Here is a 20,346-nt window from a genome sequence, read left to right on the forward strand (position 1 = left end):
TTACTTTTCGGCCGTGTCGCGAATCCGCTGGATATCGGCGATGACGGCATCGCTGAGCGTCGGCCACACCGCTCGGGCCCAATCGCCGAAATTCTCGTCGCTCAACGCCACACACGCCACCTCGATCTCCGGATCCACCCACAGGAAGGTGCCGGACTGCCCGAAATGCCCGTAGCTTCGCGGCGAGTTGGCTCCCCCCGTCCAATGCGGAGTCTTGTGGTCGCGGATCTCGAATCCCAGACCCCAATCATTGGGGCGCTGCGATCCGTATCCGGGAAGTACTCCGCCGACGCCCGGGAATTGCACGGAAGTCGCCGCAGTGAGCATGTCACCGGATATCAAGATCGGGTTCAGCAATTCTCCGGCGAAACGCAGCAGATCGTTCACCGTGGAGCGGGCGGCGTGCCCGGCGGATCCGGCCAGTACCGAGGATTTCATTCCGAGTGGCTCGAATACCGCTTGCCGCAGATATTCGGGGAATTCGATTCCGGTCTCGCGCGTGAGGAACTCGGCGAGCACTTCGAATCCGGCGCTGGAATAGATGCGGCGCTGCCCGGGCTCGGCCATGATCACGGTGGTGTCGAACGCCAGTCCGGCCGTATGCGCCAGCAGGTGCCGCACGGTGGAGCCGGGCGGGCCGGCGGGCTGGTCCAGTTCGATCGCACCTTCTTCGACCGCCACCAGAACCGCGTAGGCGGCAAGGGGTTTCGTGACCGACGCGAGGGCGAACACTCGATCGAGGTCTCCCTCGGTGCCGACCACGCCATGGGTATCGACGACGCCCGCCGCGGCGTGCCGGACGGGCCAGTCGCGAATCTGTTCCAGTGCTCGCACGGCACCGAGCCTACGAGAAGGGCCCGAGCCCACCGCCGCGGGGAGTCCGGTTACGCCGGGCCGTCGTTGCGATAGGGCGCGGCCACCAGTTGCTCGTCCTGACGAGCCAGCAGCGTGCGGCGCCGGGTCAGCTCGGCGATCTGCGCGTCGAGGTGAGAAAGGCCCTCCCGCATGATCTTTCGGGTGTGATCGCAGTGCTGCAAGCCCGTGGCGGTCGCACACGGCAGCAGTTCGCGGATGGCGCTGGTCGGCAGTCCGGCAGCGAGTAGTTCGCGAATGCGATGCACCCGCTGCGGCGCGTCGCCGGTGTAGACGCGGTAGCCGTTACCGTCGCGGCGGGCGCTCAGCAGACCCTGTTCCTCGTAGTAGCGCAGCAGGCGGGTGCTGACGCCGGTGGTGTTCGCCAGCTCGCCGATCAGCACCGCACCCTCCCGGCCTTGACCTTCACACTCATGTCAATCCCTAACGTCGCGGCCATGACGAACATTTCACTGTCCACATCGGTCACCGGCAGCGGTCCCGCGGTCGTGCTCGCGCACGGCGCGGGCGGCGGGATCGAGGCCAACTTCGGTTCTCTGATCCCGTTGCTCGCCGAGCGGTACACCGTGATCGGCTCCGACTATCCGGCCGACGACACCGTCCTGACTCTCGACGGGTTGGCCGACGCACTGGTCGAGGAGGCCGTGGCGGCGGGCGCCGAGCGGTTCCCGATCATCGGGTTCTCGCTCGGCACGGCGGTGGCGGTGCGCGCCGCCGTGCGTCATCCCGATCGGGTCACCGGGTTGGTGCTCGCGGCCGGGCTGGCGCGAGCCGACCATCGGGCCCGGCTCGTGCTGGATCTGTGGCGCGGAGCGCTCGCCGCCCGCGATCACGACGCGTTCGCGCGCGTGGTGCTGCTGTCCGGATACAGTGCCGCGTTCACCAATTCGCTGCCGGACGAGGTTTTTGCGCAGTATCTGGCGCAGATCGCGGCCCAGGTTCCGGGCGGGGCGGCGGCGCAGGCGGATCTGGTGGCCCGGGTGGACACCCGGGCAGATCTGCCGCGGGTCACGGTGCCGACCCGGGTCATCGCCGCCACGGCGGATCTGCTGGTCGATCCCGCGAATTCGCGTGAGCTGGCGGCGGCGATTCCGGGCGCCGATTACGTCGAGGTGGCGGCGGGGCACGTGCTGATGCACGAGGCGCCGCAGGCGTGGCATCGCGCCGTCCTCGACTACTTCGCGGACAGCTCCCGGATCCACGCCGCCTGATCGGTTTCCGATCCGGGTGGACACCGCACGACGCCGCAGCGATGACCGTTACCATCGGTTGCACTATGGGCGAGGTTGCTGAGGTGCACGGTGAGGTGGCGAGCGGTTTCGAGCCGGTCGCGGACGCGTTTCGACGCAACTTCACCCGATTCGGCGAGATCGGCGCGGCCGTGGCCGTCTACGACGGGGACCGGCCGGTGGTGGATCTGTGGGCGGGGTTCCGCGATCGCCGCGGACAGCTGCCGTGGGAGCGCGACACCATGGTTCCGGTGTTCTCCTCGACGAAGGGGATGACGGCATTCGCCGTGGCGAGTGCCGTCTCGCGTGGGGTGCTCGACTACCAGGCGCCGGTCGCGCAGTACTGGCCGGAATTCGCCGCGCACGGCAAGGAATCGATCACCGTGCGGCAGCTGCTCGACCACCGCGCGGGTCTGCCGGTGCTGGATCGGGTGGTGCGGCTGTCGGATATGGCCGACCGGGATCGGCTCGCGGAAATTCTGGCCGACCAGAAACCACTGTGGAGCCCGGGCACCCGGCAGGGTTATCACCCGATCACCGCCGGGCTGTATCAGGGCGAACTGCTCCGCCGCGTCGATCCGCGGCACCGCACCCTGGGCCGCATCTTCGCCGAGGACTTCGCCGGCCCGCTCGAGCTGGACTTCTTCATCGGACTGCCGGAGGAACAATCCCTCGATCGCATCGCCACGCTCGCGTCCACCTCCGGGCTGGACGTGCTGCGGTACGAGCGAGACGTGCCGCTGCGCATCGCGATTCAGATGTTCCTGCGGCGCGGACTGACCTATCGCGCCTTGAGCAGCCCCCGCACCGGCGCGCCCGAACGTGCCACCCGCCGCGAATTCCTCGGCGTCGAGAGCCCGGCCGCGGGCGGCGTGGGCACGGCACGGTCCCTGGCGCGGGTCTACGGCGCAGCGGCCGGACGCACCGGTGAATTGCCCATCGCACCGGGCATTCTCGACCGGCTGGCCACCGCCGACACCGTCGACGACGTGCCCGCCGACGATCTGGTGCTCCTCACCCGCAGCCGCTACCACCTGGGGTTCCGCAAATCCTGTGGCAGCTTTCGTTTCGGCAGCGACAAGCGCGCCTACGGCACCACCGGTTACGGGGGCTCGTTCGGATTCGCCGATCCGGCAACGGGTTTGGGTTTCGGCTATGTGATGAACCGCCTCGGCACCGCCGTCCTCGACGATGCGCGGGCCCGTGCCGTCCGGGAGGCATTACTCCGCTGCGGCTGATCTCGCCACCCGCGCCGACTTACCACCACTGACGATGACCTCTTCCGTGCTGTTAACTCACTCGTTGCCGGCAGGTGACCGTGTGTGCGAGCGGATCGCACACACTGTCCGAGCCGGACGGCGAGAAGAAAGCGCGGATGCGAATGGTGATCGGACACAGGCCAACCCACGCCACCACTCGGGACGGCATCCGAGACCCCGGTAGATTCGGTGCCTTCGGCGGGCGTTACGTTCCCGAAGGACTGATGGCGGCGCTCACCGACGTGGAGAACGCCCATCGAGCGGCCTGGGCGGATCCCGAATATCACCGTGAACTCGACCGGTTGCTGCGCGAGCGCGTCGGCCGGCCGACCTTGCTGCATGCGGCGCCGCGGCTCGCGCGGGCGCTGGGAGTGCCCGGGGTGCGGGTCTTCCTCAAGCGCGAGGATATGACGCACACCGGCGCCCACAAGATCAACAATGCGCTCGGGCAGGCGCTGCTGGCCGTGCGGATGGGCAAGACCCGCATCATCGCCGAAACCGGGGCAGGGCAGCACGGCGTCGCGGTGGCGACCGTCTGCGCCATGCTCGGACTGTCGTGTGTGATCTACATGGGCGCCGACGATATGGCCCGGCAGCAGAGCAACGTCGTGCGGATGCGCCTGCTCGGGGCGGACGTGCGCGCGGTTCGTTCCGGGGATCGCCGCCTGAAAGCCGCGGTGACCGAGGCCGTGCGAGATTGGGTGGCGCACACCGAAACCACGCATTTCCTGTTCGGCACCGCCACCGGGCCCGCACCCTATCCGCGCATGGTGCGCGACCATCAGAGCCGGATCGGCATCGAATCCCGGGCACAGCTGCTGGCGGCGACGGGGCGGCTGCCCGACCACGTCATCGCCTGCGTGGGCGGAGGCAGCAACGCGATCGGCATGTTCCACGCGTTCACCGGCGATGCGCAGGTGCGGCTGACCGGCGTGGAAGCCGGGGGCCGCGGGTTACACACCGGCGAGCACGCGGCCACCCTCAGCGCGGGCACACCGGGTGAGATGGACGGCTCGTTCAGCTACGTCCTGCAGGACCACGAGGGTCAGATCGCGCGAACCCACAGCATCGCGGCCGGGCTGGATTATCCAGGGGTGGGCCCGGAACTGAGCCATCTCAAGGACATCGGCCGCCTCGATCACGCCGTCGCGACCGATGCGGTGGCGCTGCGCGGACTGGATACGCTGTGCCGGACGGAAGGCATCATCACCGCGCTCGAGTCCGCGCATGCCGTGGGATATCTGCTGGAGTCGGCCGAGCAGGGCGGGATCGCCGAGGACGCGCTGATCCTGCTGTGCCTGTCCGGCCGTGGCGACAAGGATCTGGCCATCGTCGCCGATCTGCTCGACGCCGGCTGACGCCGTGCCACATCCGCTCATTCGCAGAGCCGGGCGGCCTTCTCGAACAGTTCCAGCGTGATGGCGTGCAGGAAATCGCCGGTCTGCTTGGGCGCCTTGCCGGCGAAGGCCCGGGCGTGCGTGCCCTCGAGCACGATGCCGAGTTTGAAGCAGGCCAGCACCGTGTACCAGGTGGCGTGGCCGAGGTCGCGGTCGGAGAAGTTCGCGTAGTGGGCGATCATGTCCTCGGCGGTGGGCAGGCCGCCCGCGGCGCCGAGCTTGCCGACCAGGGCGGCGCCGGTGGTTCCGGGTTCGGGCCGGGTGGCGATCTGCCAGCCCAGATCCAGCAGCGGATCACCGATCGTCGACATCTCCCAGTCGACCATGGCGGCGACCTCGGGCCCGTCGTAGGAGAACATCATGTTGGCGAGGTGGCAGTCGCCGTGCAGGATGCCCGGCCGCCACTGCGCGGGCCGGTTGCGGTCGAGCCAGTCCCCGACCCGGTTCACACCCGGAATCTGCGGGCCGGGATAGCCGTCGTTGCTGTTGTAGGACTCGAGTTCGCCGAGCCAGCGCGGCACCTGACGTTCCAGGAAACCATCCGGCTTGCCGTAATCGGACAGGCCCAGCGCCTCGTAGTCGAGCGATCCGAGCCGGGCGATGGCCTCGACCGCCGACAGTCCCATCTGCCGCCGCACCTCCGGATCACCGGCGTGCAGAGCGGGCAGTTCGTTCTGCGGGTTGAAGCCGGTGATCGGCTCCATCAGATAGAAGACCGCGCCGATCACCGATTCGTCGGCGCCCGCGGCGATCACTCGCGGGGCGCGCACGCCGGTGCCGGCCAGCGCGCCGAGCAGGCGGGATTCGCGGCGGATGACGTCGTTGCTCTTGGGACGCAGATGTTTCGGCCCGCGGCGCAGCACGAAATCGCGGCCGCCCCGGCGGAACCGCAGCATGATGTTCTGGGTGCCGCCACCGAGCGAGGTCACATCCTCGAAGTCACCGCCGGGCAGGCCCTGTTCATCCATCCATTCGCCGACGGCCGCGAAGTCGACGACCTCGCGCTCGACCTCGGCCGGTTGCACCACAGACATGCCCCACATTGTGCACCACCACGACCGGCCAACTGAAGGCATATGCCCTCACTGCATGGTCCGAGATGCCCGATACGGTGATGCACATGAGTACGTCCTGGTCTCGGCATTCGAGCGAGACCACTGTCGACCACGGGGTGCAAGCCCGGACCCCCGTGCGCACGCTGCTGGTCGACAACTACGACTCGTTCACCTACAACCTCTTCCAATTGATCGGCACGGTGAACGGGGCCGAACCGCTCGTGCTGCGCAACGACGAGATCGACACCCTGGCCGGGTTGGACCTCGACCGGTTCGACAACATCGTCGTCTCCCCCGGGCCCGGACGCCCCGATGTGCCAAGGGATTTCGGGATCTCCCAGACGCTGATCGAGCGGGCGGAGCTCCCGCTGCTGGGCGTCTGCCTCGGCCATCAGGGCATCGTGCTGGCGGCCGGTGGGCGGGTGATTCCGGCGCCCGCACCCCGGCACGGCTATCCGGACCGCATCAGCCACGACGGTCACGACCTCTTCGCCGGCATTCCCGCCGACTTCCTGGCCGTGCGCTACCACTCACTGTGCGCCGCCCAGCCGCTGCCGGACGCGCTGGCTATCACCGCGACCGCGCCCGACGGGGTCGTGATGGGCGTTCGGCATCGCCATCGCCCGCAGTGGGGTGTGCAGTTTCATCCGGAGTCGGTGTCCAGCGAATTCGGCGCCGCATTGCTGGGGAATTTCGCGCGGCTGACGCGCGAGTGGTGGGCGCGTCGGGAGATGCGGCGATCGTCGGTCGTGGTTGCCGCACCGGTGACAGGGGCGGGTCCGGCCTCTCCGGGCGAGACCACGACCGAGGCGTCCGATTCAGCGCGGACCGCGGGGCCGTCGGCTTCCGATACGAGGACCGTGCTTTCGAGGCGCGATCCCGACGGCAGTGCGACCGGCGCGGCTGGCCACTCGGAAGCGCGAGCCCACGCCCCCGCGTCGGCATCGTCGCCTGATGCGTCCGAGCCGGATTCCGGTGCGGCCGGACGTGCGGGCAACGCCGCAGCCGGACGTTCCACGATCCGGTCCCTCACCGTTCTGCACGAGGTGATCGATCGCCCCGTGGACACGGAATCGGTTGTGCTGCATATTTATTCGGATTCACCCACGGTGTTCTGGCTCGACAGCTCGCATGTGGAGCCGGGCCTGGATCGGTTCAGTTTCGCCGGTGATGCGGCCGGGCCGCTGGCGGAGGTGGTGCGGTATCGGGTCGGCGCGGGATGTGTGATCGAGGATCGATCCGGGACTCGCACCGATCCGCGGCCGGTGCTCGACTATCTGTCGGCACGGCTGAGTGAGCTGAGTATCCGATTCCCCGATGTGCCTTTCGATTTCGTGGGCGGCTACGTCGGTTATCTGGGCTACGAGATGAAGGCCGACTGCGGTGCGCGGGCCGGACATCGATCGCCCTATCCGGATGCGCAGTGGATCTTCGCCGATCGGCTGGTCGTGGTCGATCACGTCGCGGGCCGCACCCATCTGCTCGCCGTCACCGACGCGGAGTCGGCCGAGGCGAATCACCGCTGGCTGGCCGATACCCGCGCGACCGTCGCGACACTGCCGGATCGGCGAAATCCGGAACCGCTCACCCTGCCCGCCGACGAAGAGGCCGTCGTCTCGCGCCTGAGCCGTGGCCGGGACCGCTATCTGGCCGATATCGCGGCGATCGATGCCGAACTACGCGCCGGGCAAACCTACGAGGTGAACCTCACCGACAGCGCCGGCATCGACTCCGATGCGCCGGGGCTCGACGTCTACCGGGTGCTGCGGCGCAGCAATCCCGCCCCGTACGCGGCGTATCTGAGATTCGGTGAACTCCATATCGCCTGTTCCTCACCGGAGCGCTTCCTCAAGGTCGACCGCACCCGCACGGTGGAGACCAAACCGATCAAGGGCACCGCTCCCCGCGGCGCCACCCCGGAAGCCGATGAAAACCTATGTCGCGCATTGGAATTGGATCCCAAGACGCGAGCCGAGAATCTGATGATCGTCGATCTGCTGCGCAACGATCTGGGCCGGGTGTGCGAGCTGGGCAGTGTGCACGTCCCCGAGCTGATGGTCGCGGAGACCTACACGACCATGCATCAGCTGGTGAGCACCGTGCGCGGCCGGCTGCGTCCCGAGGTGGACGTGATCGATTGCCTGCGAGCCTGTTTCCCGGGCGGCTCGATGACCGGGGCCCCGAAGCTGCGGACCATGGAAATCATCGACGGGCTGGAAACCGAGGCGCGCGGCATCTACTCGGGCACGATCGGATTTCTGGGTCTGGGTGGCACGGCGGATCTCAATATCGTCATTCGCACCGCGGTCCGCGACGAGCGCGGCTGGCGGGTCGGCGCGGGCGGCGCGGTGGTGCTGGACTCCGATGCCGACGAGGAATTCCACGAGATGGTGCTCAAGGCCGCCGCCGCGGCTCGGGCGGTGATCGCCACGGCGGATATGCCGCGGCCGGTGGGCGGGGCGGATCTATTTTCCGCGTCGACGTGACTTCGGCGCCGGTTGCGGTGGTTCCGCCTCGCGGCCGGTGAGGCGGCCCAGCATCGAGATGCCCGGAAGTTTCGACAGCCGGCTGAGCACGTCCTCACCCAGCGCGATCACGGCCTCGAGCCGGGGCAGCAGCCGGTCGTAGGCCGCGAAGGCCGGATCGGCCAGAGCCAGGGTCCGGTCGAGGCGGTCGATGGTGGAATTGAGCCGGTCGATGGCGGTCGCCAGATTCTCGATCAGATCCGGAAGTTGCGCGGCCAGCTGTACGGACGCGGGCGGGAGCCGCACCGCGGTGCCGAAGGCGGTACCGGCGGTGACCTGCGCGGCGTCGATGGCCTGGCCCGCGGCGGTCTGTGCGGCCTGCGCGGCGGCCTGGGCGGCGGCGAGGATTTCCGTCGCACCCGGCACCCGCGCGCCGCCGGGCTTGCGCCCGGAGTCACCCTTCGGGTTCGTCATGGTTCCACTGTGCCGCACCCGGACGGTCACGAAAAGCTCCGCGCCGACCGCGCGATTCGTGTCGGGACGGCCTGGCATAGTTCGGGGCGATGACAACCATGCGCCCCACCGTCGACGGCGACGCCACGCCGGTACCGACTTCGCTTCTGTCGGTACTGGTTTCGTGGCGTTCGACGGCGCTGCTGGATGCGCATGCGGTCCTGCTGACCGCCGCCGGACGGGTCCGCTCCGCCCGCGACGTGGTGTATTTCAACGCGCCGCGCCATCCCTCCCAGGCGGTGACCGTCGATCAGGATCCGCAGCCCGGCACCGCACGGCTGTCGGTCTCGCTGCCCCGCACCGAGGCGGAGATCGTCCGCATCCTGATCACCGGGTCCGCTCCCGACGAGCCCCTGACCGCACTGCCGGGCCTCGCGATGTCGGTCGAGGATGCCGAGGGTCTGGTGGCGCGTGCCGACGTCGCCGCGGAACCGGGTGCGCGGGCCGCGGTGTTCGGCGAGTTCCGCCGCGCCGAGGACCGCTGGTGGTTCGTGCGCGGCGGACCGCAACATGCCGACGCCGCGGAGTTGTTCACGACCTTCGGCGCACCCCTGGCGGATTCGCCGCAGCACCGCTCGCAGCGACTGTCGTTGCACCGCACCAGATTCGCCGTGCCGATGCCGCCGCCTCAGGACGAACGCCCGGATTGGCATCCCGATCCCGCGGATGCGGCGTCACTGCGCTGGTGGGACGGCTCCCGGTGGACCGACCAGACGGTGGCGCGCCCGCCCGCCGACCCGCGCGGCTGTCCTCGCTGCGGCCGGCGGCGGGGCTGGCGACTGCTCGGCGCCGCGCTCTGCCGCGCCTGTGCGGCCGAGGTCGAGGACTATCTGTCCGATTGGCGCATCCGAGCGCTTCGCGTCCTGACCACCACCGGTCCGAGCGGACCCGACTGGGACGAGCTGTGGACCCGGATCCGCCATCAGCGCATCGACCCCGATACCGCCCGCGCGGCCCTGCGCGGACCCGCCGTCGCGCATCTCGAGCGCACGGCGGCCTTCGCCCTGGCCGACGGCACGATCACCGGCGCCGAACTGGAACGATTCGACGCGACGGTCGCCGCGCTCGGGGTGCGCGACGGGTCGGTGGACGAGTTGCGCCGCAGTCTGCGCCGGCTGCGCATCCTGTCCCGGCTACGGGCGGGCGAGCTTCCGGTGATCGCGGTGCCCGATCTGCATCTGGACCCGCAGGAACGCGTCCACCTCGACACCGCCGCCACCCGCCTCCGACGGACGGGCCGCGGGGCGCACGCGTCGCCGGGTCGGTTGATCTGCTCGAACCGGAAGCTGCGCTTCATCGGGCCGGACGCCGGTATCGAAATCCCCTGGACCCGAGCGGTTTCCGTATCGGCCACCGAGACCGGGGTGACGGTGGCGGCGACCTCGGCGCGCGGCGGCGCCGCATTCGATGTCGACGAGCCGGAATTGGTGGCCGCGATCATGGAAGGCGCACTGCGTGTGGCGAAACGGCTCACCGTCGCACCGGGCAGACGTGACAGCCGGTCCATCGCGCCCGATATCAAGGCCGAGGTGTGGCATCGCGACGGCGGCCGGTGTGTGGAATGCGGCGCCACCCACTACCTCGAATTCGACCACATCATTCCGCTGAGCCGCGGCGGGGCGACCAGTGCGGCGAATCTGCAGATCCTGTGCCGCGGCTGCAACCGCGACAAGGGCGACCACATCTGAACCGTCGTCAGCCCGCGTCCCCGGCGATCTCGAATCCGGCCTCGGTCAGCGCATCGGTCGCGGCGGCGCTGCGCGATTCGGGGACCAGCACCAGGTCCGCGTGGTAGGTCGAGGCGACGAACACCGGAATTCCGTGCTGCGCCAACGGTTCCAGGATCGCGGTCAGCGCGCCGGAGGTGTCCAGCTCGCGCGGCGTGGCGGCGTACAGCCCGAGCCAGCACGACTCCCGCTCCCACGGCGGAGCCTCGCGGACGACCGTCAGCCCCTCCGGCGCTCGCACCAGCGCCACCCATTCGTCGTCCTCGGGGAAGGTCGCGGCCGGGAGGTGGTCGACGCTGAATCGGGACGGCACGATGTGCAAGCGCTGGGATTTCGCCATCGGCTCATCGTAGGCGGGACTCAGGTCGTCGCCACCAGCAACTCCTCGCCGTTCGAGGTGCGCAGCCCGTCCGGACGCCCGGCGAAGTACCGGTTGTTCAGCTCGTCCGCCGAAATGTGGTGCGCCGAAGCGAAACCGGCCTCCCGGGCCATGGCGACGATCTGCGCCGGGGCGTAGAAGCTGCGGAACGGCGTGCCGGAGGCGGCCGCGCCCGATTCCGCGAACTCCCGGCTCGTTCGGTCCTGTTCGTCGAGCAGTTCCAGTGGCGGCATGAAGGACAGGACGACCGTGGAACCGGGCGCCGAGGCCGCCAGCAGCGACAGCGTTTCGCGGTTGGCCTCGTCGGTGAGATACATGCTCACCCCCAGCGAGGCGACGATCGCGGGCCGGGCCGGATCGAAGCCGGCCGCGGTCAGCCGCTCCAACCACGAATCCTTCTCGAAATCGACCGGGACCGAACGCAACCAGTCCGGGAGCTCATAGCAGGTCTCGACCAGGCGCCGGCGCTTCCACTCCTGCGTCTGCGGTTGATCGACCTCGAAAATCCGGAAGCGAGAAGCGATCTCGGGTCTGCGCTGCGCGAACGTCTCCAGTCCCGCGCCCAGCAGCACGTACTGGTCGACGACCCCGGCCTGTTCGGTGAGCAGATCCTCCACGAATCGCGACCGCACCACGATGCTCGCCCGGAAGCGGCTGGTGCCCACCGGATCCATATCGCCGCGCTCCCGCCAGCCCGCCGGCGGATCGGTCAAGCGCAGGCCGATCTCGTCGTCGAGCACATGCGGCGGCGGATCGAGCTGGACGTGCAGCGCGCGCCACAGCGCAACCCGCACGGCGGTCTGGTCGGGGACCACGGTGCGCTCGGGCACCGCACCGGTCCGGGTATCGCTCATCGGTCACCACCGGGAGCCTGCAGCGTCCACACCCGCCCGTCCGGGTCGCGCACGGTCATCTCGCGGGTTCCGTAATGGGTGTCGGCGAACGGCGACACCACCTCCACCGGCGCCGGAAAGTCCTGCTCCGCTTGCACTTTCAGCACGACCTGCATTCCGGGTTCGCGGTCCGCCGGCACCTCGGCGATGAACAGGTACGGACCGTCCCCGTTGCGGAGCTGTCCGGAATTGTGGTCGGTGGCGAATTCCAGTTCGAAACCCAACTGCTGGAAGAACTTCGCCGATTTCCCCCAATTGTGGGTCTCCAGAAAAATCGCCTCGACACCTCTGGTGGCCATATCACTTCTCCTTCTCACGCGTCGGCGGTTCGGCGCCGAGGTACGCCCGCAGCGCCTCGGCCACCAGCGCCGACAGCGACATCTCCGATTCGACCGCCCGGTATTTGACCTGCTTGATCAGCTCCACCGGGAGATACACGTTGAACTGCTTGACTTCCTCGGCACCCACGAGAGAACACTAACATGCTAGCAATCTAGATTGCTAGATCCAGTTCCGCACGAACTCCACGAAATGACAGCCCAGACCGATTACTCGGACGACTCCTCATCCGACCGCGGCGTCCCGGACAGCCGGATCACGCCCGCGTCCAGGTCGAGATCCAGCCGCGGCCGATGCTGCTGCCCGTCGCTGTCACCGCTGCTCTCATCGGTCAGCTTCTTGCCGGGGAACATCTCACCGAACACGCCCATAACCCCACGATAGCCGCCTGTCCGTCCGCAGGCGGGGATGGAACGGCCTCAGCGGAGTTTGATGGAACCGCCGTCGACCATCAGGGTCTGACCGGTCATGTATTTCGCGTCCGCGCTGGCCAGGAATACCGCGACCCGGCCGATATCGGTTTCCGGATCGCCGAAGCGGTGCAGCGGGGTGCGCGCGAGCAAGGCCTCCTCGACGCCCGGATTGGCCTCGATATAGGCCGCGACGCCCTCGGTCAGCGCCAGCGGCGAGATGACGTTGACATTGATGTCGTCGGCGGCCCATTCGTTGGCGGCGACCCGGCTGATCGCCCGGATCGCCTCCTTCGCCGCCGCATAGGAGCCCTGCCGGACCTGTCCCTCGAGCCCCGCCCCGGACGCGAAGTTGATCACCGAACCGCGATTGCGTTTCAGGTGCGGATAGCAGGCGCGCATCAATCGGAAGGTCGGATAGAAGCCGGTGCCGAAGGACAGATCGAACATCTCCTGCGTGGTGTCGAGCAGCGGCGCCTGCTGGGACACGTGGGCGTTGTCGACCAGCACGTGCACCGAACCGAACCGCTCGACCGCCGCGGTGACGATCAGCTCGGCGCTCTCCTCGCGCGTGATGTCGGCGTGCAGATACACCGCGGCGCCGGCCAACTCCTGTTCCAGCTCGCGGCCGGCCTCGTCGTTGATGTCGACGAACAGGATCTCGGCGCCTTCCTTCGCGAAGGCCCGCACGATCCCCCGGCCGATGCCGCCCGCGCCGCCGGTGACGATCGCAACCTTTCCCCCGAGCCGCACACCCACTCCTCTCGCTTCGAAAAACCCCACGCTGTCAGCTCCGCGAGACCGGTTCGGGCGCCGTTCCGGTCAGCGGGATACCGGACGAACGGAACAGACCGCCATCGCGCGGTGTGTCTGGCGTCACTACACTCGGGCTTCAATTCCGGTTCTCGCCCAGATTCGACGGGCAGGATGGAAGCGACTCACGATCGGAGGCATCGATGCCACTGGCCACTTCGGCACCCGGGCCCCTGCCGCCATCGATGGTGGAGCGGATGACGCTCATTCTCGACATGTTCGAGCACCGGTCGACGCGGCTGAGCCTCGTGGAGATCTGCACACACAGCGGGCTCCCGCGCTCCACCGCGCATCGCATCCTCGACCAGTTGGTGAAACTGCACTGGCTCGAGCACACCCCCTCGGGCTACTGCCTGGGCCGGCGCTCGCTCGGGCTCGGCGGGTACGACGGCCGGCACGGCGAGATCCGCGAGGCGGCGGCCGAGCACCTGCACGAGTTGCAGCTGCGGACCGGACTGGTGGTGCACCTGGCGGCGCTGGAGGGCGCCGACGAGGTGTTCCTGGACAAACTCGGCGGGCCGTTCGCGCGCACACTCGAATCGCATGTGGGGCGCCGCAGTTTCGCCCACCTCACCACCGGCGGCCGCGCGATGCTGGCCTGGTTGCCACCGGAGGAGGTGGAGGCGCTGCTCGGTAAGCAGCTGTCGAATCCGGTGCAGGGCCGGGGATGGGATGTGCCGAGCCTGCATCGCGAATTGAACCGGATCCGCCGCAATCGCGGACTGTCGTTCGACCGCGGCGAGTACGCCAATGCGATGGTGGGCCGGGTGCTTCCGAGCGTGGCCGCCGCCGTCCGGGGTCCGCAGGGCCCGCTGGCCGCGATCTGTCTATGCGGGGAAACGAACTTCGCCACCATGGAGCGACTCGCCCCGCTGGTCGCCGAGGCGGCCGCCCGCACCTCGCGCGCGCTGTCCGCCGAGCCCCGCGGGCGACGGCAGGTACCGGCCGCGCGGCGCGGTCAGGCGGTCCGGACGGGCGGTCGCCCGCTCGCCTCCTCGCCGAGTCGCGCGTAATCGCGCGGGAGTCTCGCTGAGCGGAAACGCCGGCATCTGCGGCCGGTGGGCGTGACACAGTGCGGTGGTTGTGATGCTCCACACAGAAGGACCGCCCATGACCACCACGTCCATGCCCGATATCGCCGCCGTCATGCGGGAGCTGACCGGTCCGGGCGGCCGGTTCGAGCTCGTCGAGGAGGAGGTTCTCGGCGCGCGCATGCCGGTGCTGCGGCATCGCCGCCGCGCGGTCGCGGAACTGCTCGCCGCATCGGTCGCCTTCGGTGACCGGGACTATCTCGTCACCGAGGACCGGCGGCTCAGTTATCGCGAACATGCCGCTGCCGCAGCCGCTCTCGCGGCCGCGCTGCGCGAGGAGTACGGGGTGGGGCGCGGTGATCGGGTTGCGATCCTGGCCGCGAACACCGTCGAATGGGTGATCACCTTCTGGGCGGTGCAGAGCCTCGGCGCGATCGCGGTCGGGCTCAACGGGTGGTGGGTGCCGCGCGAGATCGAGTACGGACTGGCGTTGACCGAACCTGCCGTGGTGGTCGTGGACGCGAAGCGGGCGAAACTGCTCGCCGATATCGACACCTCCGCGGCCGTGGTGACCATGGACGAGGATCTGCCGCGTCTGATCGCCGCCCACGCCGGCGCCGAACCCACGGTCCCCGATGTGGTGGAGGACGATCCCGCCGTCATCCTGTTCACCAGCGGGACCAGCGGAAAACCCAAGGCGGCCTTGCATTCCCAGCGCAATCTGCTGGCCGTCACCGGCTATTTCGAATACACCGACGCACTCGCCGCCGCGTTCACCGGGAAGACGCCGGAGCCCGGTGCATCGCTGGATCTGCGCTGTCTGCTGACCTCTCCCCTGTTCCACATCGCCAGCCTGCACAACCTGGTGGTGCCGCGGCTGGCCACCGGAAGTGCCGTGATCATGCCGCAGGGCGGGTTCGACGCCGACCGGATTCTGCGCCTGATCGAGAAGGAACGGGTGACCAACTGGGGTGCGGTGCCGACGATGGCCTCCCGGCTTCTCGAACACGGCGATATCGGACGCTACGACACCTCCTCGCTCACCGCGTTCGCCCTGGCCTCGGCGCCGTCCTCACCGGCGTTCAAACAGCGTCTGCGCGAGGAGGTTCCGTTCGCCGCCGACGCCCTGGTGGACAGTTACGGTCTCACCGAATGCAGTACCGCCGTCGCCGTCGCGACCCCCGCCGACCTCGCCGAATCCCCCGGCACCCTGGGCCGGCCGATCATCAGCGTGGCACTCGAGATCCGCGATGCCGACGGGGCTCCGGTTCCCGAGGGCGTCGAGGGTGAGGTCTACGTCCGCAGCCCCTTCGTCATGCTGGGTTACTGGCGCAATCCGGAAGCCACCGCGGCAGCGATCGATGCCGAGCGCTGGTTGCGCACCGGCGATTTCGGCGTCATCGAACAGGGCCGGCTGCGCTTGACCGGCCGCCGATCGGATCTGATCCTGCGTGGCGGCGAGAACATCTACCCGGTCGAAATCGAGCAGTGCCTCGACGAACACCCCGACGTGGTGGAATGTGCCGTCGTCGGTGAGCCGCACCCCGATCTCGGACAGCAGGTGGCGGCCGTCGTGGTCCTCGCCGAGGGGTCCACGGCGTCGGAGGCGGATCTCCGCGAATTCGCCCGTGCGCGGCTGGCCTATTTCAAGGTGCCCGAACGGTGGCGGATCACCTCGGAGCCGTTGCCGCGCAACATCACCGGCAAGATGATCCGGGCCGAGATCACGATCTGACAGGGGATCCCTCCCGATATTGCCGAATGTACGCCACGCCGGGCTCTACACTGGTGCGGACCTGATTGCCCTGTGTCACAGAGTGAGTGGTGTGCATGCCTCCGGATCCCGGCCAGATGACGGCGGCGTTCGAACGATTATCGACCCGAATGACGGTGCTGCAGGCCGGAATGCTGCTCGCGCCGACGATGCACGAACAGGGTGCCGCCCGCTACGGCCGCATTGTCGCCGCGCAGCTGGCGGCACTCGCGATCCGTGGTCATATCGATGTGCATATCGGTAGCGACGGATTCGACGGGGCGGATTCGTTGCGCGCGGTCCTGCTGCCCGGCCCGCCCGACTCGGTGGCCACGGAGGAGCGGCAGTTGGTGCGCCACCTGTTCGGCAACGGATACTCCGTGCGCATCGCCGCCTGCACCGACGGCCCGGGCTGGGATCGGCTGAACGCGACGGTGCGTCACGAGTTGATCGCCAACGGTTTCGGCTGGGCCCGGCCCGACCGCTACCGGGCGTTGCGCACGATGGTCCGGCTGCGCCGGCGAATGCTGGACTATGCGGCGCAGCGACCGGCGTGGCAGGACAACGAACCGCTGCACCGCGCGGGCTATCCCTATGCGGTGCTGTTCGCCGTCGACACCGGTCCGGGCCCGCATTGGCCGGGACCGGAGTACGGCGCGCACGGGCAGCTGTCCCTGCCGTGGAATCTGCCGCAGGCGTGCGCGCACGCCGTCCGCGATTCGGGCGAGATCGCCTACAGCGCGCCACCGGTCGGCACCGAGGAGCGGCTGGCCGAAGTGGAGCAGTTGCTGATCGCAATGGACTCCCATTCGCAAGGAGTGCGGTATCACCATGTGGTCGAGGCCGAGCGACTGCACCGCCTGATCGACGATTACCGCTGGCGCTACAGCTTTCACACGCTGACCACCTCTCCCCGCCCCGAGGTATTGCGGGCGGCGCTGCTGGATCTGGTCCGCGAAACCGAAACCGTGCGCGCGTACGTGCCGCCCGGGGTGCCGGGTCACGAAGAGGCCGTACTGGTTTCGATGTACGCGGTACGGCTGTCGGACCTCGTGCTGGACCGGACGCCGTGAGTCGGGTTCAGGTCTCGTTCAGTCATGGAATCCGGTGAGCGGCCAGCCACCGGCGGCCAGTTTCGCCGCCACCTGGCGCAGATCGTCCTCGCTCGGATCGCAGCGGGTGACCTCCACGATCGCCGCCTCCACCTGCTCGCGATCGACCACGTCGGGCCGCCCGGCCAGCAGCAGGCCGAGAATCCGGTCGAGTTCGTCCTGGTTCAGCTGTTTCTTCAACAGCGCGAGCAGCGGGAAGTAGTCCTTCGGCGGGACGCCGTCCGGGTAGCCCGCGCGCAGCCAATCCAGGATCTGCGCGAGCAGGCCTTCGTCGTTGGTCCTCGAATTCACCTAGCGAGCTCTATCGTTTCCATGGTTCTCAGACCTTCGCGATCGTGTCCGCGGGAGCGACCGGCTCGTCCCATTCGGCGTTGACGTTGGTGTGGTCGACCTTCTGCAGCTGGGCGCGCCGGTACATGTAGACCGAGAGGGCGCACAGGATCGCGAAGGCGATCAGCGGGCCGAGCAGGGTGGGGATCTTCGCCGCGATCACCCACATGACCGCACCCACCGCCGCGGCGGCCGGCAGGGTGATGACCCACGCCGCCACCATGCGCAGCGCGATGTTCCAGCGCACCCGCGCGCCGGGCTTACCGACACCGGAGCCGAGGATCGAGCCGGTGGCCACATGGGTGGTCGAGAGCGCGAAGCCGAGGTGGCTGGAGGCGAGAATGATTGTGGCCGAGGATGCTTCGGCCGCCATGCCCTGCGGCGAGCTGATCTCGACCAGCCCCTTGCCGAGGGTGCGGATGATGCGCCAGCCGCCGATGTAGGTGCCCAGGGCGATTGCGGCGGCGCACGCGAACTTCACCCACAGCGGCACATTGTCGGTTTCGTGCCAGGCGAACGGACCGGTCGACTGCGGGTCGGAGGCGCTGTATCCGATCAGCGCCAGGGTGATCACGCCCATCGTCTTCTGCGCGTCGTTGGTGCCGTGCGCGAGCGAGACCAGTGAGGCGGTACCGATCTGCCCCCACCGGAAACCGGCCTCGGTGAACCGTTCGCCGATACCGACCACGATCTTGAAGATCAGGAAGGTGCCGACCGCGGCCACGATGCCCGCGATCACCGGCGAGAACAGCGCGGGCATGATCACCTTGCCCACCACGCCGTCGATCTTGCCGTGCCCGATCCACACCACGCTCGTGCCGGAAGCCAGTGCGGCGCCGATCAATCCGCCGAACAGCGCGTGCGAACTCGAGCTCGGCAGACCCAGCAGCCAGGTCAGCAGATTCCAGATGATGCCGCCGATCAGCCCGGCCATGACGATGATCAGCAAGGCCCGTCCTTGGTCCGAAGCCGTTGGTGAAATCTGCGCCTTCTGCCTGCAGGTTTCATCTATGTCGGGCGAAGATTCATCAAAAGTTCCCGGTGGAATCGTCTGCGTGCCATCTGCGGGAATCGACGGGATTTCGGTGAACTATTCGTGCAAACCTCGTCGCCTTTTCGCGTTTTCCGCCAATTTCGCCGAGGTTTGCACGGAAAGTTCACCGGGTGCGCGGTGGGGTGCCGCTGCACCACGGCCGCCCGCGCTGTACCGATCGTCGCGATCCCCGCCCTAGGCGGCGACGATCGTATCGGCGACCAGGCGGAGATCCGGCACGATGCCCTGCGGTTCGCGCACCCATGTCCGGCGCGGATTGCCGGGTGTCGGGAGGGCGATCAATGCGCCGGGTCTGGTCTGGGTTACGAAGCAGCGGAACAGGTCCACAGACCACCAGCCCGCTCCCTCACCGCAGCGGGGATTCTCGGCGAGAAACGACCACACGCACCGATCCCCCACCCCGACCTCCATCACCGGCACCTGCAGATCGCCGAGCAGGCCGAGCACCGAGGCGCCCAGCCCGGCCGGTGTCATCACCGCGCACAGCCGCCCCGACCGCATGACCAGCGCGCCGATCCGTTCCTCGTACCAGGTGTCACCGAACATCTCCCGATACCGCGACTGCGCGGGCGCAATGCACGGACCCGGCTGTTCGATTACCTGCTCACTCGCGTAGATGGCTGTCATCAGCCGATCCTGCAGCCCGTTCGCTATCGGACTGTGGCGGTGGAGTGACAGACGTGCTACGTCATCGGCGACCGACCGGCATAGTTCGGTGGGGGCCGAAGGGTTTCGCTTCTACTGTCCCGGCATGAGTTCAGTGCAGCAGAGCCGTGAGGCCGAGGCATTTTTCGCGGCGCGTCGGACCATTGCTCCGGATGTCGTCAGCGCGTGTGCGGGGTGGACGGCGCATGAGGTCACCGCGCATCTCGTGGCCGGGGCCGTCGAGGTCAGCCGGCATCTCGAGCCGTATCTGAACGGCGATCCGGTGCCCGCGACGCGCGGCTTCGAGGAGCGGGAGGCGCCGTTTCGGGCGATGAGTGATCCGGAGTTGATGCGGCGGCTGGAGCTCGAGGACCAGCGGCTGCGGGGGCTGCTCGGGGACGTCCTGGCCATCGACCGTGACGCGGTGATTCCCTGGACCGGCCGGAGGATGCCCGTGGCGATGTTCCTCCCACATCTGCGCAGCGAGTTCGCCGTCCATCGCTGGGACATCACCGGCGACGACGGCATCGGCGACGAACTCCTCGCCCAGCCCGAACTCACCTCCCACGCCGTCCGGGTGCTCGGCCCGATGCTGCTGGCGTCGGGCGTGCGCCGCGATCCGTCTCCGGAGCAGGACTTCCACGTGCGTCTGCGCTCACCGGGGGCTCCCGATATCCGATTGTCGGTCGAATCCGGTTGCGCCGAACTGGGATTCGCCGAGGCGGAGTCCGACGAACCCGGTCTCGACCTGGACGCGGCGGCCCGTCTGCTCGTCCTGTGGGGCCGCCGCCCCGAGCGCCGCGACCGCATCCGTAGCACCCTCACTCCCGCCCAGCTGACCAGACTGCACGCCCTGCTCGCCGGCTACTGACGCGGAACGGCGAAACCACCTTCGCGCCATGCATTTTCACCGCGAGGCGCTGCCCGCCCGAGCCCAACTAGGCCGTCGCACCCCCGACCCGGTAGCATCCCCCACGCGCGTGCAGCGCGGCGAGGGGCGGTAGCTCAGTCGGTTAGAGCCGCGGACTCATAATCCGCTGGTCGTGGGTTCGAGCCCCACCCGCCCCAC

General features: G+C 68.6%; 21 protein-coding genes, 1 tRNA gene and 1 pseudogene. 10 read left to right on the plus strand and 13 right to left on the minus strand.

The window, feature by feature from the left end; all coding sequences use genetic code 11:
* Together C8258_RS09905 and C8258_RS09910 are read right to left on the minus strand one after the other, a co-directional pair.
* Complete coding sequence (locus C8258_RS09905; protein WP_106954935.1) at positions 1–834, minus strand: serine hydrolase; 834 nt, start codon at positions 832–834, stop codon at positions 1–3.
* Positions 835–884: 50 nt separating this feature from the next.
* On the minus strand, positions 885–1,256 hold the full coding sequence (locus tag C8258_RS09910) for a MerR family transcriptional regulator (RefSeq protein WP_106954936.1): 372 nt from the start codon (positions 1,254–1,256) through the stop codon (positions 885–887).
* A gap of 54 nt (positions 1,257–1,310) precedes the next feature.
* Between C8258_RS09910 and C8258_RS09915 the strand changes: the two genes are divergently transcribed.
* From C8258_RS09915 to trpB, 3 genes are all read left to right on the plus strand, one after another.
* Positions 1,311–2,084: an alpha/beta fold hydrolase gene (locus C8258_RS09915; protein ID WP_106954937.1), complete on the plus strand. Its 774-nt coding sequence runs from the start codon at positions 1,311–1,313 to the stop codon at positions 2,082–2,084.
* Between the two features lie 65 nt (positions 2,085–2,149).
* Positions 2,150–3,340, plus strand: a complete 1,191-nt coding sequence (locus C8258_RS09920; RefSeq protein WP_106954938.1) for a serine hydrolase domain-containing protein — start codon at positions 2,150–2,152, stop codon at positions 3,338–3,340.
* A gap of 143 nt (positions 3,341–3,483) precedes the next feature.
* Positions 3,484–4,719 (plus strand): tryptophan synthase subunit beta, encoded by a 1,236-nt coding sequence (trpB, locus tag C8258_RS09925; protein WP_106955150.1) that lies wholly within the window; start codon positions 3,484–3,486, stop codon positions 4,717–4,719.
* A 17-nt stretch (positions 4,720–4,736) separates the two neighbouring features.
* Here trpB and C8258_RS09930 read toward each other — a convergent pair whose 3' ends face one another.
* On the minus strand, positions 4,737–5,801 hold the full coding sequence (locus C8258_RS09930; protein WP_106954939.1) for a phosphotransferase family protein: 1,065 nt from the start codon (positions 5,799–5,801) through the stop codon (positions 4,737–4,739).
* Positions 5,802–5,947: 146 nt separating this feature from the next.
* Here C8258_RS09930 and pabB point away from each other — a divergent pair, with 146 nt between their 5' ends.
* Complete coding sequence (pabB, locus tag C8258_RS09935) at positions 5,948–8,299, plus strand: aminodeoxychorismate synthase component I (protein WP_199195664.1); 2,352 nt, start codon at positions 5,948–5,950, stop codon at positions 8,297–8,299.
* On the opposite strand, the gene C8258_RS09940 is transcribed toward pabB, so the two are convergent.
* On the minus strand, positions 8,279–8,752 hold the full coding sequence (locus tag C8258_RS09940; protein WP_106955152.1) for a hypothetical protein: 474 nt from the start codon (positions 8,750–8,752) through the stop codon (positions 8,279–8,281). The two genes, pabB and C8258_RS09940, sit on opposite strands and share 21 nt — an antisense overlap.
* An 89-nt stretch (positions 8,753–8,841) precedes the next feature.
* Between C8258_RS09940 and C8258_RS09945 the strand changes: the two genes are divergently transcribed.
* Positions 8,842–10,479, plus strand: coding sequence for an HNH endonuclease (locus C8258_RS09945; protein ID WP_233224988.1), 1,638 nt, complete (start codon positions 8,842–8,844; stop codon positions 10,477–10,479).
* Positions 10,480–10,486: 7 nt separating this feature from the next.
* Here the strand turns inward: C8258_RS09945 and C8258_RS09950 are convergent, their stop codons facing one another.
* The 6 genes from C8258_RS09950 to C8258_RS09970 all read right to left on the minus strand — a co-directional run bounded on the left by C8258_RS09950 (position 10,487) and on the right by C8258_RS09970 (position 13,292).
* On the minus strand, positions 10,487–10,858 hold the full coding sequence (locus C8258_RS09950) for an ACT domain-containing protein (protein WP_106954940.1): 372 nt from the start codon (positions 10,856–10,858) through the stop codon (positions 10,487–10,489).
* Positions 10,859–10,878: 20 nt separating this feature from the next.
* Positions 10,879–11,751: a class I SAM-dependent methyltransferase gene (locus C8258_RS09955; protein WP_106954941.1), complete on the minus strand. Its 873-nt coding sequence runs from the start codon at positions 11,749–11,751 to the stop codon at positions 10,879–10,881.
* Positions 11,748–12,089 (minus strand): glyoxalase/bleomycin resistance/extradiol dioxygenase family protein, encoded by a 342-nt coding sequence (locus tag C8258_RS09960; RefSeq protein WP_063009535.1) that lies wholly within the window; start codon positions 12,087–12,089, stop codon positions 11,748–11,750. Before C8258_RS09960 ends, C8258_RS09955 begins: the two co-directional genes overlap by 4 nt.
* 1 nt (position 12,090) lies before the next feature.
* Entirely contained in the window at positions 12,091–12,258 is a 168-nt protein-coding gene (locus C8258_RS09965; protein WP_036499828.1) for a CopG family transcriptional regulator, read from the minus strand.
* 80 nt (positions 12,259–12,338) lie between these two features.
* Positions 12,339–12,500 carry a hypothetical protein gene (locus C8258_RS32855; protein ID WP_167331959.1) on the minus strand — a complete coding sequence of 54 codons (162 nt, stop codon included), beginning with the start codon at positions 12,498–12,500 and terminating at the stop codon, positions 12,339–12,341.
* A 48-nt stretch (positions 12,501–12,548) separates the two neighbouring features.
* The gene (locus C8258_RS09970) at positions 12,549–13,292 is read right to left on the minus strand and encodes an SDR family NAD(P)-dependent oxidoreductase (RefSeq protein ID WP_106955154.1); all 744 of its coding nucleotides are present in this window, start codon (positions 13,290–13,292) and stop codon (positions 12,549–12,551) included.
* A gap of 257 nt (positions 13,293–13,549) precedes the next feature.
* On the opposite strand from C8258_RS09970, the gene C8258_RS09975 reads away from it, so the two are divergent.
* The 3 genes from C8258_RS09975 (at position 13,550) to C8258_RS09985 (ending at position 17,209) form a co-directional block, all read left to right on the plus strand.
* A complete protein-coding gene (locus C8258_RS09975) occupies positions 13,550–14,365 on the plus strand; it encodes an IclR family transcriptional regulator (protein ID WP_051024471.1) in 816 nt (271 codons plus the stop codon).
* Between the two features lie 97 nt (positions 14,366–14,462).
* Positions 14,463–16,118 (plus strand): class I adenylate-forming enzyme family protein, encoded by a 1,656-nt coding sequence (locus C8258_RS09980; protein ID WP_106954942.1) that lies wholly within the window; start codon positions 14,463–14,465, stop codon positions 16,116–16,118.
* A 149-nt stretch (positions 16,119–16,267) separates the two neighbouring features.
* Complete coding sequence (locus C8258_RS09985) at positions 16,268–17,209, plus strand: hypothetical protein (RefSeq protein WP_106954943.1); 942 nt, start codon at positions 16,268–16,270, stop codon at positions 17,207–17,209.
* Between the two features lie 18 nt (positions 17,210–17,227).
* Here the strand turns inward: C8258_RS09985 and C8258_RS09990 are convergent, their stop codons facing one another.
* The 3 genes and pseudogenes from C8258_RS09990 to C8258_RS10000 all read right to left on the minus strand — a co-directional run bounded on the left by C8258_RS09990 (position 17,228) and on the right by C8258_RS10000 (position 19,259).
* Positions 17,228–17,539, minus strand: coding sequence for a DUF3349 domain-containing protein (locus C8258_RS09990; RefSeq protein ID WP_194808277.1), 312 nt, complete (start codon positions 17,537–17,539; stop codon positions 17,228–17,230).
* A 28-nt stretch (positions 17,540–17,567) separates the two neighbouring features.
* Positions 17,568–18,542: pseudogene (locus tag C8258_RS09995) on the minus strand (anion permease); the annotation flags it as partial.
* 264 nt (positions 18,543–18,806) lie between these two features.
* Positions 18,807–19,259 (minus strand): hypothetical protein, encoded by a 453-nt coding sequence (locus C8258_RS10000; RefSeq protein WP_036499833.1) that lies wholly within the window; start codon positions 19,257–19,259, stop codon positions 18,807–18,809.
* Positions 19,260–19,383: 124 nt separating this feature from the next.
* Here C8258_RS10000 and C8258_RS10005 point away from each other — a divergent pair, with 124 nt between their 5' ends.
* Complete coding sequence (locus C8258_RS10005; RefSeq protein ID WP_158271241.1) at positions 19,384–20,148, plus strand: maleylpyruvate isomerase N-terminal domain-containing protein; 765 nt, start codon at positions 19,384–19,386, stop codon at positions 20,146–20,148.
* 123 nt (positions 20,149–20,271) lie between these two features.
* Positions 20,272–20,345: transfer RNA gene (locus C8258_RS10010), tRNA-Ile, on the plus strand.
* Position 20,346: the final 1 nt, after the last annotated feature.

The sequence above is a fragment of the Nocardia sp. MDA0666 genome (genome assembly GCF_003023875.1).
GTDB lineage: Bacteria > Actinomycetota > Actinomycetes > Mycobacteriales > Mycobacteriaceae > Nocardia > Nocardia aobensis.